This is a genomic window from Leptolyngbya sp. AN10 (genome assembly GCF_050565645.1).
Taxonomy (GTDB): domain Bacteria; phylum Cyanobacteriota; class Cyanobacteriia; order Leptolyngbyales; family Leptolyngbyaceae; genus Leptolyngbya.
This window is the reverse complement of sequence record NZ_JBNXVP010000083.1, coordinates 1-12562: the sequence shown is the minus strand read 5'-3', so window position 1 is coordinate 12562 and position 12562 is coordinate 1. Positions and strand designations below refer to the sequence as shown.

General features: G+C 45.0%; 12 protein-coding genes and 1 pseudogene. 5 read left to right on the top strand and 8 right to left on the bottom strand.

All coding sequences use genetic code 11. The annotated features are described in order from the left end of the window. Positions 1-125 precede the first annotated feature (125 nt). A pseudogene (locus ACQ4M5_RS41170) lies at positions 126-428 on the top strand (transposase); the annotation flags it as partial. Between the two features lie 85 nt (positions 429-513). Here the strand turns inward: ACQ4M5_RS41170 and ACQ4M5_RS41165 are convergent. Further along, positions 514-1296 (bottom strand): RNA polymerase sigma factor SigF, encoded by a 783-nt coding sequence (locus ACQ4M5_RS41165; protein ID WP_430681590.1) that lies wholly within the window; start codon positions 1294-1296, stop codon positions 514-516. 314 nt (positions 1297-1610) lie between these two features. Here ACQ4M5_RS41165 and ACQ4M5_RS41160 point away from each other — a divergent pair, with 314 nt between their 5' ends. Continuing rightward, on the top strand, positions 1611-2084 hold the full coding sequence (locus ACQ4M5_RS41160) for a hypothetical protein (RefSeq protein ID WP_430681589.1): 474 nt from the start codon (positions 1611-1613) through the stop codon (positions 2082-2084). Between the two features lie 80 nt (positions 2085-2164). On the opposite strand, the gene ACQ4M5_RS41155 is transcribed toward ACQ4M5_RS41160, so the two are convergent. The 7 genes from ACQ4M5_RS41155 to ACQ4M5_RS41125 form a co-directional block, all read right to left on the bottom strand. Further along, on the bottom strand, positions 2165-3034 hold the full coding sequence (locus tag ACQ4M5_RS41155; RefSeq protein WP_430681588.1) for a polyphosphate kinase 2 family protein: 870 nt from the start codon (positions 3032-3034) through the stop codon (positions 2165-2167). A 48-nt stretch (positions 3035-3082) separates the two neighbouring features. Further along, a complete protein-coding gene (locus ACQ4M5_RS41150; protein WP_430681587.1) occupies positions 3083-3973 on the bottom strand; it encodes an ATP adenylyltransferase family protein in 891 nt (296 codons plus the stop codon). 27 nt (positions 3974-4000) lie between these two features. Then, a complete protein-coding gene (locus ACQ4M5_RS41145; RefSeq protein ID WP_430681586.1) occupies positions 4001-4456 on the bottom strand; it encodes a DUF4385 domain-containing protein in 456 nt (151 codons plus the stop codon). 50 nt (positions 4457-4506) lie between these two features. After that, complete coding sequence (locus ACQ4M5_RS41140; protein WP_430681585.1) at positions 4507-5286, bottom strand: tryptophan-rich sensory protein; 780 nt, start codon at positions 5284-5286, stop codon at positions 4507-4509. A gap of 95 nt (positions 5287-5381) precedes the next feature. Continuing rightward, positions 5382-6089, bottom strand: a complete 708-nt coding sequence (locus ACQ4M5_RS41135) for a ribonuclease T2 family protein (protein WP_430681584.1) — start codon at positions 6087-6089, stop codon at positions 5382-5384. Positions 6090-6140: 51 nt separating this feature from the next. Beyond that, positions 6141-7409: a hypothetical protein gene (locus ACQ4M5_RS41130; RefSeq protein ID WP_430681583.1), complete on the bottom strand. Its 1269-nt coding sequence runs from the start codon at positions 7407-7409 to the stop codon at positions 6141-6143. 144 nt (positions 7410-7553) lie between these two features. Continuing rightward, positions 7554-8069, bottom strand: coding sequence for a helix-turn-helix domain-containing protein (locus tag ACQ4M5_RS41125; protein WP_430681582.1), 516 nt, complete (start codon positions 8067-8069; stop codon positions 7554-7556). A 218-nt stretch (positions 8070-8287) separates the two neighbouring features. Between ACQ4M5_RS41125 and ACQ4M5_RS41120 the strand changes: the two genes are divergently transcribed. The 3 genes from ACQ4M5_RS41120 to ACQ4M5_RS41110 all read left to right on the top strand — a co-directional run bounded on the left by ACQ4M5_RS41120 (position 8288) and on the right by ACQ4M5_RS41110 (position 12346). Further along, on the top strand, positions 8288-8713 hold the full coding sequence (locus ACQ4M5_RS41120; protein ID WP_430681581.1) for a hypothetical protein: 426 nt from the start codon (positions 8288-8290) through the stop codon (positions 8711-8713). 33 nt (positions 8714-8746) lie between these two features. Then, on the top strand, positions 8747-9259 hold the full coding sequence (locus tag ACQ4M5_RS41115; RefSeq protein WP_430681580.1) for a hypothetical protein: 513 nt from the start codon (positions 8747-8749) through the stop codon (positions 9257-9259). A 63-nt stretch (positions 9260-9322) separates the two neighbouring features. After that, entirely contained in the window at positions 9323-12346 is a 3024-nt protein-coding gene (locus ACQ4M5_RS41110; RefSeq protein ID WP_430681579.1) for an MFS transporter, read from the top strand. Positions 12347-12562 lie beyond the last annotated feature (216 nt).

Below are 12562 nucleotides of genomic sequence, written 5' to 3'. Positions count from 1 at the left end.
AGCGTGAGCAGGAAGAGAAACAGTAAGACAAACCTGAAAACAAATGAAGGAAGCAGTATACTGATGAACAAGTAAATGCTGCTAAAAATTCGGAGTACCTGGTCTAGTTTTGAGGGTTCATTTCAGGCGATGTCTCTCAGAAGTTAGCCAAACAACTGCTCAAAACCGCAGGCATCCAACTCATCACAAAGCTGAAGCGCAACATGAAACAGCGCTTAATGCCGCTCAACGACCGTTTGTTGCTTCGCAAGCGTTCGATTATCGAATCCATCATCGACCAGCTAAAGAACATCTCGCAAATCGAGCATTCGCGCCATCGTTCTCCGGTCAATTGCTTTGTCAATATCTTGGGCGGATTGATTGCCTATTGCCACCAGCCAAAGAAGCCCTCAATTGCAATCGACCACAATCTCCTGCTTCCTGCTTAACCCGAACTCACGTTAAACAAGAAACGCCGAATTGATTATCTCAACCCGGCGACTTGATAGATAGATGGAAAATGATGAATGGAGCTTAGGGATCGCTCTGCATCACTTGAGGATGAAGTAATCCAACCATTTGTTGAATGCCACGATGAATTCGACGGGTCACAGTCATTGGACTGACTCCGATCTGTTCAGCGACTTCTTTGCGAGATAGGTCATGCAGAAAAACATATTCGATCGCTTGTCGAGTTTTGTCTTCAAGCTGATTCAGTGCTCGTTGCAGTTGTTGGCGATCTTCTTCTAGTACTTGTAAAGCTTGATAGCGAGCATCCGGTAGCGTGTCGCCCAAAGTCATCGGCGAATCCAATTGCTGGCACACGGTCGCATCTAGGCTCAACGGTAAACGGTTTTTTGCTGCAAGTTTGCTTTCGCGCCACTCATTGACTGATACCTTCAGGACATCTGCAATCTCTTCATCGCTTGGCTGGCGACCGAAGGCTTCCATGAGTTGTTCGCGGACACGTTGCCCTTCTTTGTTCAATTGCTGCCAGCGGCGGGGGATTTTGACGGTTCCAGCACGATCGCGTAAGAAGTGGAGCATCTCACCTCGAATGTACGGCACTGCGAACGAGCTAAACGCACAACCTTGATTTGGGTTGAATCGTTCGATCGCACGAATCAAGCCGAGATATCCGATTTGTTCAAGGTCTTCATAAGGTTCTGCACATTGATGACTCACCCGGTGAGCGATTTTACGAACCAAGCCAGCATTCATCTGTACCAATTGATTGCGGAGTCTCACCGAGGGATTTTGGTGATACGAAACCAGAAGTTCCATCCCGCGAGAGCGTAAAGAAGATTGAGTTGCCATCATCTACCAGTAGGTCAAAGTTCACATCAGCGATGAGCCTATTTTCTGTAGAGAGGCTTTCTAAAACCATCGTCGTTATACGGTACTGATCGAGTTTATCCTGGTATGAATTCGGCAGAAATACGCAAAATCTTAAGCCTTTCTGTAGAGGGCATTTTAGTCAGTTTTAGGCTGTGATCCGCGTCATATTTTGAATGTGATTGTACTCTATCCAAAGTGTGATCTAGGTCGCTTCTTTTGGCAGAGGGAAATGATTCTAATCAACTTTATTTTTGTTTATATAACTTCGCTGGAATGTAGAAGGAACAAGGATCATGGCAACTAAAGACGAGAAAACTACACAAAAAGAAGCCCATTCTTCTGAGGCTGAAAAGGAACAAAAAACGGCAAAAAAATCAGATTCAGCAGCAGTTGAAAACGATGTAGATAATGCTCCTGATATTGAATCTTTGACGGAAATTCTACACAGTGATGCTACTGAGGTTGAACCCGAAGAAGCGATCGATTCGATCGATGAATGGGTGGATTTTCTCAAAGGTCACAAAGAGGACAATATCAAGGAATTGTCCGCATCCCTGAAAGAGTTGAAGAAACTACTGAAGGGCAAGAAGACCGAAGCAAGCCAGGTCGTAGAAGCGCTCGCTAAATTGGGTGAGCAGACGAATGCGATCGGCGATGAAGCGGGACGCGGTGTGAAAGGTCCAGTCCACACCCTGGGCAAGGCACTGATCACGTTTAGCCATAAGATTGAACGGGCTGCGGCAAAGGCAGAAAAAGAAGAAGCCTAACCGAAACGGCGTGATCGTATAAATCAAATCAGGGGCAATGCAGATTCATGAAATTGAATTTGGATTGCCCCTGATTATTGTTATTTCGATTCGCTTTCTAGCATTTTCTTGACTTCAAGCAGTTCTAAACGGTGTTGTTCGCTGACTTCGGGATAGGCTAAGTTCATCGATTTGAGCTTGCTGACGATAATGTCAGAGACAACTAAACGAGTAAACCATTTGTGATCGGCTGGAATAATGTACCAGGGTGCGTGTTCGGTGCTGGTATTACTGAACATATCTTCGTAAGCGTCCATGTATTCCTCCCAGTGTTGACGCTCTTTTGCATCTGAAGCGGAGAATTTCCAATTCTTATCGGGCTGATCAATACGATCGAGAAATCGTTTTTTCTGCTGCTCTTTTGAGACATTGAGAAAGAATTTGAGAATCATTGTTCCGTTATCAGATAAGTATTCCTCAAAGTCATTAATCTGTTTGAATCTTTTCTTCCAAATGTCTTTGCCATGTGTTTCAGAAGGCAGCTTTTGTTTTGCGAGTAATTCAGGATGAACTCGCACGACCAGCACTTCTTCGTAGTAGGAACGGTTGAAGATTCCGATTCGTCCGCGTTCGGGTAAAGCTTTATGCGATCGCCATAAATAATCGTGATCTAAATCTTCAGAAGAAGGCGATTTGAAGCTAAACACTTGACAGCCTTGAGGATTGACTCCAGACATTACGTGCTTGATTGTGCTGTCTTTTCCAGCCGCATCCATCGCTTGAAATAGAATTAGCAGTGAATAAGAATCATGGGCGTAAAGAATGTCTTGGTATTTAGCAAGTTTCTGGACACCTTCTTGGAGCTTTTCTTGAGCAGCAATTTTGTCTTTTAAGCCGTTTGTGTAAGCTGGATCGTAGTCTTTTAGCTTAATTTTTTGGTTCGGTGGAACAATGAAGTGATCGTGTTTCATAGGAATTCTCTTGGAGGCTATTCTCCAATTATGATCAGCTTGCATCGATTAGAGTGCGATCGCAACGTTCTTTAAAAAATTCAGAGGACGTAATTGTTTTAAAGTTTCAAGCTGCTCGGTATTTCGGACTAGAAGCGCTCCTGCAAAAGCGAGAGAATTCACTGCGATCGCTCGATATTCGGCTTGCGATCGCGGTACAACCATCATCCATTCTCGTGTTGCTATAAAGTTATACGGAGCAGTTTGTATCAATTGATGAGGATCAATTCCAACCGTTTCTAATAGCTCTGAATAACAGATTAAAAGCTGTTCAGGAGTAGTGATATTTTCTAGCTTTTTAAAGGCGTGAACGAAGGGAAAATCGGGAATGACTGTGATATCAGAGGAATCTACAGCGTGAATTAGCGGATCGATCGGTAAACGATCACCGTCTTTAATAAACGGAAAGGGAACGAGTTGTAAGTGTTTGTGACGTTGACTTGCACCTGCGACTGAACCACCGTTGTAGAATGCTAAGCCATCCACTTCGGATAGACATGCCCACATCGCAGTGAAATCACTTAGGGTTAATAAGGCTTCTTGCTCTTCAAATGCACGAGTGATGATTAAGAGATGATTTTCGACAACATTAAATTTATTCAGTAAACATACGTGAGTGTCGGAAATGTCAACGACGAAAAGATCGCGATCGTAAGGTAGAAATGGATCGATCGGTTTTCCTGTAGTGATCTCTTCTTGTTTTTGTTTCAAATCAGAGGCTTCTTTGCGAATTAAATTTGTGACAATGCGGACGAGAAACTTAGCACCTGCTTGCTCGATGAAGGTTTGGCTGGTGGGAATGGAGAGCAGTGCGCCGCAGGAAAGAGCGGATTGAGTTTGCTCGATCGTGCGTTGCCACAAGATTCCAGGATTTTCCAACAGCAGCAAATGATTAGACATAATAGAGCGCAGTCATGAACACTCTTACTATTTCACATCTTCGTAGCGTGTGCGATGCGCGTTTAAGTGTGCAATGTATTCAGGATCGAGTTTCGCTTGTTGCCATTTCTCATAAAAAATCTTGGCGGATTCGGCTTTGATTGGATCTTCTTCGCGAGGCAAAACGGTTTTATCGGTGGCGTATTTGCGACCGGATTTGTGATTTGCATAACGGCGCGATCGCGTATATCCCATCTGCAAAAATTTCTGCGTCATGTCCATCCCAACAAAATCACCTTGCGCTTTGTACTCTTGGAAAAGCTGATAGATCTTATCGGCGGAAACTCGCGCAATCTCAGGCGTTTTGAATCTCCAGTGTGGCAGGATTTCGCTTTTGTAGGGTTCGACTAACAGGACACCTTGTTCGCCTTTTCCGACGCGATAGAGTTCTGGATGCTCTCTGAAATTGATTTGGGTGAAATCGATCGAGTAATCAAACGCCATTTTGAGAATTGCAACTCTAATGCAATTTAATCAAGGCGAAATAATGCTCGTCATGCACCACGGGGGCGATTTCGGAAAATCAGCAGGAGGACAAGCACGATCGAGCTTCCGATTGCTGCAATTAGAATCGGGATTTGAGCGAATTGACGAACTGCGATCGCAACAAATGCCCAGACAATTACACCTGTAAACGCAATATCTCCGTATCGAATGGCGATTATTGCTGAAATCACTGCTGCGATTAGGATCATTAACACTGTCCAAATCACTGGACTAATTCCAAAGCCATTCCAGCCAGAAGCGTAAAGTGCAGAGGCAACATTCACGATCGATGCCACACTAATCCAACCGAGATAAATACCAATTGGAATTCGAGCCAACCACTTTTCTTCACGAGAAACACGATTCTTTGGAAATCTTGACCAGATATAAGCGGCAACCAGATTCAAAAGAATTCCGAACATGAAGAGAACAGATAGCCAGAATTGCCGAAACTGGAAGAGATAAACCCAAACGATCTGAAAAACAGATGCCCAAATGATCGGAGCGCGTAATTTTAGTAAATGCGAATTGAAACGCTGGGAGGGTAGGAATTGGTAGATTCCAAAGCCAATTAGACCGATGTAAATGACACCCCAGATTGCAAAGGCATAATTCTGTGGCGTGATTAAGACACCACCGAGAATCGTATTCGCGATCGCACCTATATTCAGTCCTCCGACCGGAAACGCATTAGAAAGCGCATTAATGACGATCGCAGCAAAAATTGAAACAAGCGTGGCGACTTGTAGAAAGACCGTAAATGAAGAATTCCGTTCAGAGCGTTGCATATTATCGCTTGAAACTCACTCTCTCTACGGTAGCGAGAAATTTGCGCTCAGGTGAATGAAATTTAGTAGGGGAGATTGAACGCTCCCCTGATTCGTTATCGGACGCTTCGGACAAGGAAATTCGCTTGACCACAACTTCTTTGAGATCGACGCAGAACTTCTTCGCTACAGGTTCCCGGTTTGCCATCTTTCGAGTAGCACACCAAAGTTTCCTGCAAGAATCGTCCTGAGCCTGAGCAGCTTGGTGCAACACTCGTTTCAGTAAATCCAGGATTCGCTTTAACGAAATCTTGCTTGAATTGGCTCAGCGTCGCTCGGAACGGTTGAGTCGGGCGAACATATCGATCGGGAATTTTGACGCTCTCTTTCAGGTCTTTTGACAACTGATGATACTGAAGCTGCGTTAGTCCCGTACAAGTGCCATGTTTCTCCCATTCGTGCTTGAACAGTTTGGAACTCGGATAGAGACCGGGGAACTGTTGCTGCATTTTTGGGTTGAACGCTTCGGTGGTGCAATCTTGGGGATAACCTCGATCGTATTGGGGCCACAATCCATGTAGGACAAAGCCTAATTGCCGACCTCTGCTGCACTGTTGAGTATCATTCTGTCCTTTGGTGGCGCAGTAATCAGGCGACCAGGATAGAGCCATCACATAGTAATCGAACTGACCGGGAACATTGCGCGTTTGTTGTGCGGGTTTGGGGCGGGAGACTGGACGACGCGCCTCAGATAACGTGGGAAATGCACAGATTCCAGCTAAAGCTAGTGCAGGAAGAATCGTCTTTTTGAACATTACTTTCATTCGGGGAAATTTGGGTAGTACATCATCATACAGATCGATCGAGAAAATGACTTACGATCGAGTTAAATCTTGCTCTGCTCCACAGTTCCGACAGTAAGGTAACTGTTTGTAGGTCGGTTGATGACAGTTGTGGCACTCTAGATGCTGATGATGACCACAGTGCGGACAGTAATTTTCATTGTTCTTGAGTGTTCGAGTGCAGTTTAGACAGCGAGACTGCTGTACCAAACTCGAAGGCGAAGCTTTACTTCTGACATTGATTTTTTGGAAGACTTTGATCAGGACAAAACCAGCGATCGGAACAATCAGAATGTACGCATAGCTCACCAAAAAGACGAGTCCGCCAAACAGGGTGCTAATGATGTCGAATAGGAACCGGAACAGCGCACCGACTTGTAGAAATTCAAAGATCTTCAGAATGAGCGGAATGAAGAAGATGATCAACAAGTGCCAACTAATTAGCGCGACCAATCCATAGCGTCTTCGCTCTGCAAATCGATAAATCAGTCCAGATCCAATGAGTAGAGGCACTAGGAACAAGGCTTGTAGAGAAAGTTGAATGCTGGGATACCAGAACGAAGCGCTCTTGTAGCCTCTTTCAACTTCGTTAAACGCATCATTGTTGGCGAGAAACTTGAATAGTTCAGCACTTTCAGGTTTTGCAAGTAAATCTGCCTCTAGCTTGTCAATCTCTGATTTAAGCTGAGCAATCTTCTGATTGTTGCTATCGAGTTGAGCTTTGGCTTTTTCTGCCCCGACTGCATTGATTGATTGATCGCGGTTCTGTCCTGCAATCTTTTCGAGCAAAGTGGAATCGTATTGAGCGCGGATGTTGCGATTCGAGTTCTCTAGATTGCCGATCGCATTTTGCTTTTGGTCGATCGATTTCAAAACAGTCTGATTGGCTGGCGTATCAATCTTATCTTTTGTTGCTCCGAACGCTATACAGGTTGAGGAAACGGTTCCAAGTCGCCCTTGACCTACTTGTTGGAACCGTTCTTGAAAGTTGCGGGCGGGAGGTGCAGTTGATGGATAGCTAGAAACCGGATACTCCTCACGCAGAGCGCTTTCGATTTGTTGAATATTTTTATCTGGAGATGCGTTTTCGCGATACGTGCGCCATTGTTGATAGCAAGGATAGGCATCATTTGGACTGAGTGCCCAGTTACTAATGTCATTCAGTCCCGTAAAGACATTCACTAAGATAAAAATATCGATCAAAATGATCACAATCAAGCTCACCGGATTAAGCGGTTGCTTGTTGATTGATCGAGTTCGAGTAAAGAACTGTCTAACCCATCGTCGAAATCGTCTCAACATAGTCTCTCTTTAGCCTGAATCGGGGATATTTCAGGTGAAGTGAATGGAACACTATCCCCGGAGTGATTCTTCTATTTAGAGAGACACGCAGACTAAAGGAAATTCCAGATGTGCCAGGTTCCTAACTTGCCTAAGATCGAGCCTTTAGGGTTGACTCGTTTCTTTTTGCGGTTCGTGTAATTTTCGGGGGATTTTTCGGCTTAAAAACTCTCGTTTGATGATTTCATAAGCTTGCTTGTATATTTGAAAATCCGTTGGTTTTTCAAGCACTGGAATGCTTTGAGTGACCGTATGGAAGGCTTGGAAAAGAGCATCTAACCCCGCGATCGCATCTTCTAGTGGAATCGTCGTTTGATACGACTCTCGACTAAATTTTGTGGCATAGATTAATCGATTGCGTTGTGCCAATTTCTCTAGCTTGTTTTCGTGGACTAATCGCGACACCTCGGTAAAGTTCGCCCCAATCGATCGAGCCACCTTGAGCGCAGTTTCTTCATCGGGATTGCTTTCTTTGCGACAAATCCAGCCTAAGCCCGCCCGTGAGATGCCAACCTCCCTGGCAAGTTGACTCATATTTGTTTCTGGATTTTTGTCTAGATACTGCAAAACCAATTGACCGAAAGACGAACATTCCTCAGCGTTTAACTTTAGCGAGTTCATAAGAAAATTCCAGTTTTTTATGTAGATAAATTGTCGAAACAATTGTATTGATCTCTAGCGTAGGAACGGGTAATTAAAGGATCATCTGTCTAGTGTCTATCTTGTGGCTTCTCAGATGCCTTGATTGTTCACTCTAAAGAGTGGTGAATCGTTAGAGATCAAGATCTTTACTCTTAAGTAAAAGCACTTCAAATACTTTAGAAGTAAAGGAGGTTCATGTGAGCTTTTTTCAACAAGGGCGTAGGATTTTCGCTACGATCGCGCTCATTCTGCTGCTCACGGTTACAACCGCTTGTGGAGGTCCTGCAACCGCAAAAGCACCGATCGCGCCCACAAGCGATTATGCACAGTTAGAACGTGGCAACTCTGCTGTTGGACAAGATTTTGGCAACTGGGTCGTCAGTGCTAGTAAAGGATTAGTCAAAGATGCGTATGTGCGCGATAACAATAAGCTTGGTGTTGTGATTTCGTCGCAGGTTCGACCGACCGAAGTGAGGAACTTAGCTCGATCGCTGGCTCAAGGTTTTCATAAAAACTTTCCCAACCAAGATTTAACCGTTTTAGTCTACGCACCGGATAAGCAGTTGATCTTGACTGCCAAATATGATGAGCAGTCCAAACAAATTCAGTATCAAGCAGGCTAAGAGTAAACAGGGATTTGAACTAGGAGAAAAATTATGTCGAGTAGTGATGCTTACAAACGCCAAGTGATGCAAGATTTAGCATCCGGCAACAAAGAACAATTAGAAGATGTCGATTCAACTCAGAGCTATCAAAGCTTTGATGACTTTGCTCAGAGAACCAGTCGGGATGAGCGGCATCAATTGTTCAAACGGTCTTTCCATCCGGATCAAGTTCCCACCAATCAAATGGAGCCAGAACTGCAACACGCGATCGCACAAATTAAACCAAATGAGCGGGATGATGTGGCGCGTGAGTTCTTTAGCCATTTGAAAAAGCGCGGACTCAGCGATCGAGATTTGGAAAAACAGCTTGGTCTTTCGACTCACAATCCTAATCGGATGAGTGCAGATGATGTGAGTAAGCTGGCAGGCTTCGCGTATCACAACCATCCTGATGTGTTTCAAGAAGTGTTGGCAGATCAGCCTGCATTGTTGAAATTCTTGAGCAATCCGATGGTTGGGGCTGCATTAGGCGCGATCGCATCGAAGTGGTTTGGACACCGCTAGATTTTGCACCGCCGATCAATTGAGGTCGGCGGTATTTAACCAACTATTTCTTAAGAAGATATTATGCTTGAAAGTTTCAAAACCCTGTTGATTTCCCAGGTTTCGGTAGAGCCTGGGATTGTGGCGATCGAGGAATCTTTTCTGTTTTCGATTCCGCAGTTTCTTCTGGCATTGTTTGCTGGATTGGTGATGGCGTTTGCTTTTCAATTTCTGTTTACAAATCTGGCGGTTGCATTTGCCGCCACTCCAGGAGCGCCAAAAGATGATTCCGATAGCTTTGGTGAAGCGGTTCGCAGCATTGAAACAAAGTTAGGACTGTTTGCATTAATCGGTGTGTCGATTTCGCTGTTCATCGCGACTTTTTTGGCTGTCAAGCTGAGTTTAGTTGGGGGTGCGGTGCTTGGTGCGATCGTCGGTGTGGTGATTTGGTCTACTTATTTCACGCTGATTGTTTGGTTTGGCTCTAGTGCGATCGGGTCATTGTTAGGCTCATTTATTAGCAGTGCAACCTCTGGACTTCAGGGAATGATGGGGGCGGCAACTTCGATGATCGGGGCAAATGTCGCTCGCCAACAAACGGTTGCAACAGCGGAAGAAATTGCATCGGTAGTTCGTCAGGAGTTAACTTCGGGAATTAATCCAGATGCGATTCGGGAAACGTTGACTAGCTCGATCGCGAGTTTGCCATTGCCTAAGATTGATGTTGATGCAGTGGGCAAACAGTTTGAAAACATCCTGAATAGCGTCGATTTGTCTGATGTTGCAAACAGTGATTTACTGAAGAATCTGAACCGAGACACGATCGTTCAATTGATTGGCGATCGTACTGATTTATCCAAAGATGAAGTGAATCAATTAGTCGATCGATTGCAGTCAACTGTAAAGAACATTGCAAGCGGTTCGTCTGTCTCTGGTCAGCTTACGGAATTTGTGAAAACCGCGACTCCCGATGAGTTGAAATCCGGTGACTTGTACGATCGGCTTTCAGCACTGGTTGATACGAACCGCGAGAAATCCCAGTCCTCTTTAACGAATATGGCTTTAGAGGTCGGTTTGGGTTCGCTTCTTGCAGCAGTTCAAGGTCGAGTTGATTTGTCGGATCTTGATGTCGAAAAGGTTTCAGGACAGCTTCAAAAACTGGTCGCGCAAGTCTCTCCTCAAGGAAAAGAAGCTCAGCCTAAAGCTTCAACACCTCGACGCAATGTGATTAAAGCAGATGTGGAATCGTTTGTTTTAGGAGCGCTTCCTTGGTACTTCAATCGGTTTTCACTGCCGCAAGAGTTCCGCGAAATTGTCTATGATCCGCAAGCGAACCCATCCGAAGTTCGCTGGCAGCTTGAAGACATGGATTCAGGCTACTTCACAAACTTATTGACACAGCGCGGCGATCTCAGTGAGGGCTTGATTCGGGAATCGGCTCAGATCATGGAAACGGTTCGTAGTGAAGTGCTAGAGATTGTTCGGAAATCTGAAGCAGCGGAACAGCGCGAATCAATGCAGGGACAGATTGAAACCTATTTACGATCGAGCGATAAATCCAAGCTGGGTGACTTGAAACAAGAAATTCAGCGATTGCTCGATGATCCGGAGACAGACTTAGAAACCCTGCAAAGCTATCTCAACAGTTTGGATCAATCTTCGCTGCAAAACTTACTGCAACAGCGCAGTGATTTCAGCACCGAAGAAGTGTCTGAATTTGCCAATCAAATCAGCGGTGTACGCGAACAAGCGTTGCAATCGATTCAAACCTTGCGCGATCAAGCTCAAACTCGTACAACGGAGCTACGCCAGCGCGTCGAAGACTATCTGCGAAATACCAATCGCGAAGAATTGAATCCAGACGCGATCGAGCGTGAAATCCGTTTGTTATTCGATGATCCGCAAGCTGGATTATCCGCACTACAATCGCGCTTATCGCAGTTCGATCGAGATACTTTAGTTCAATTGCTGAAACAGCGCAATGATTTGAGCGAGGAGCAAATTAATCAAATTCTGAATCAGATTGAATCGATTCGATCGAGCATTCTGAACGCGCCTCGTGAACTTGTCGATCGTGCAAAACAACAATACGAAGATACAACTCAAGCGATCGCGGATTATCTCCGTCGAACCAATCTCGAAGAACTCGATCCGGATGCAATTCAAAAAGAGTTAACCACGCTGCTTTATGATCCAAAGCAAGGCGCATCTGCATTAGGACGAAGACTTTCACAGTTCGATCGAGAAACGTTAGTCAAATTGCTCAGTCAGCGGGGCGATTTAACTGAAACACAGGTGAACCAAGCGATCGATCAAGTGCAAACCGCAATCAGCAATATTGCAAAAGCACCCCGTCGCGCTGCAAGCCGACTTCAGAAGCAAGCTCTGAACTTTGAATCTAGCTTAGAGAACTATCTGAGAAGCACCAACAAAGAGGAACTCAATCCAGAAGGCATCAAGCGAGATCTGCAACTGTTACTCAACAATCCAAGTGCAGGAGTCAGCAGTTTAGGCGATCGACTTTCTAAAATCGATCGAGAATCCTTGATTGCTTTACTGTCACAGCGCGAGGACATTTCTGAAGCAGAAGCGACTCAGACTGTGGATCAAATTCTGTCAGTTCGCGATCGCATTGCTGAACAAGCTCAACAGCTTCAACAGCGACTACAATCCATCACTGCGAACATTCAAAATCAAATTCGCACTTACTTGGATTCGCTCGATCGACCTGAGTTGAGCTATGAAGGCATCAAGAATGACTTTACCAAGCTGTTTAATGATCCGCAGGCTGGAGCGGAAGCATTGAGAGCAAGATTGGGTCAAGTCGATCGTGGAACTTTGGTGGCGTTGATTAGCTCGAATCCGAACATTTCGGAAGCACAAGCAAATCGCATCATTGATCAGATTGAATCCGCCAGAGAAGGTGTGATTGGACAAGCAGAATATGTTCAACAAGAAACACAGCGACGGTTAAATCAAATCAAAGAGCAAGCTCAAAAACAAGCGATCGCTACTCAGAAAATGGCGGCAGGTGCGGCTTGGTGGTTGTTTGGAACTGCATTTACTTCCTTGATTGCTTCTGCGATCGCTGGATTTCTTGCAGCTTAATGAATCTTCTCTGGTCTTAGAGGGTGTTTGAGGAGTAATCGTTGATCGCATTCACCCGCCCGGAAATGAATCTCCGGGCTAATCAGGGAAGCCCACTAAACTGGGCTAAGGAGATTTATCGAAAACAAATTACCCGCTGTCTTCGGCTTCGCTCAGTCAGCTAGAGATCGCGCCCTGAGCGAAGCCGAAGGGCAGTCTTTCAAGCGGTAAGCTCTT

Coding starts and splice junctions, on each gene's coding strand:
- ACQ4M5_RS41165 (WP_430681590.1), bottom strand. CDS start 1,296: ATGGCAACTCAATCTTCTTTACGCTCTCGCGGGATGGAACTTCTGGTT.
- ACQ4M5_RS41160 (WP_430681589.1), top strand. CDS start 1,611: ATGGCAACTAAAGACGAGAAAACTACACAAAAAGAAGCCCATTCTTCT.
- ACQ4M5_RS41155 (WP_430681588.1), bottom strand. CDS start 3,034: ATGAAACACGATCACTTCATTGTTCCACCGAACCAAAAAATTAAGCTA.
- ACQ4M5_RS41150 (WP_430681587.1), bottom strand. CDS start 3,973: ATGTCTAATCATTTGCTGCTGTTGGAAAATCCTGGAATCTTGTGGCAA.
- ACQ4M5_RS41145 (WP_430681586.1), bottom strand. CDS start 4,456: ATGGCGTTTGATTACTCGATCGATTTCACCCAAATCAATTTCAGAGAG.
- ACQ4M5_RS41140 (WP_430681585.1), bottom strand. CDS start 5,286: ATGCAACGCTCTGAACGGAATTCTTCATTTACGGTCTTTCTACAAGTC.
- ACQ4M5_RS41135 (WP_430681584.1), bottom strand. CDS start 6,089: ATGAAAGTAATGTTCAAAAAGACGATTCTTCCTGCACTAGCTTTAGCT.
- ACQ4M5_RS41130 (WP_430681583.1), bottom strand. CDS start 7,409: ATGTTGAGACGATTTCGACGATGGGTTAGACAGTTCTTTACTCGAACT.
- ACQ4M5_RS41125 (WP_430681582.1), bottom strand. CDS start 8,069: ATGAACTCGCTAAAGTTAAACGCTGAGGAATGTTCGTCTTTCGGTCAA.
- ACQ4M5_RS41115 (WP_430681580.1), top strand. CDS start 8,747: ATGTCGAGTAGTGATGCTTACAAACGCCAAGTGATGCAAGATTTAGCA.
- ACQ4M5_RS41110 (WP_430681579.1), top strand. CDS start 9,323: ATGCTTGAAAGTTTCAAAACCCTGTTGATTTCCCAGGTTTCGGTAGAG.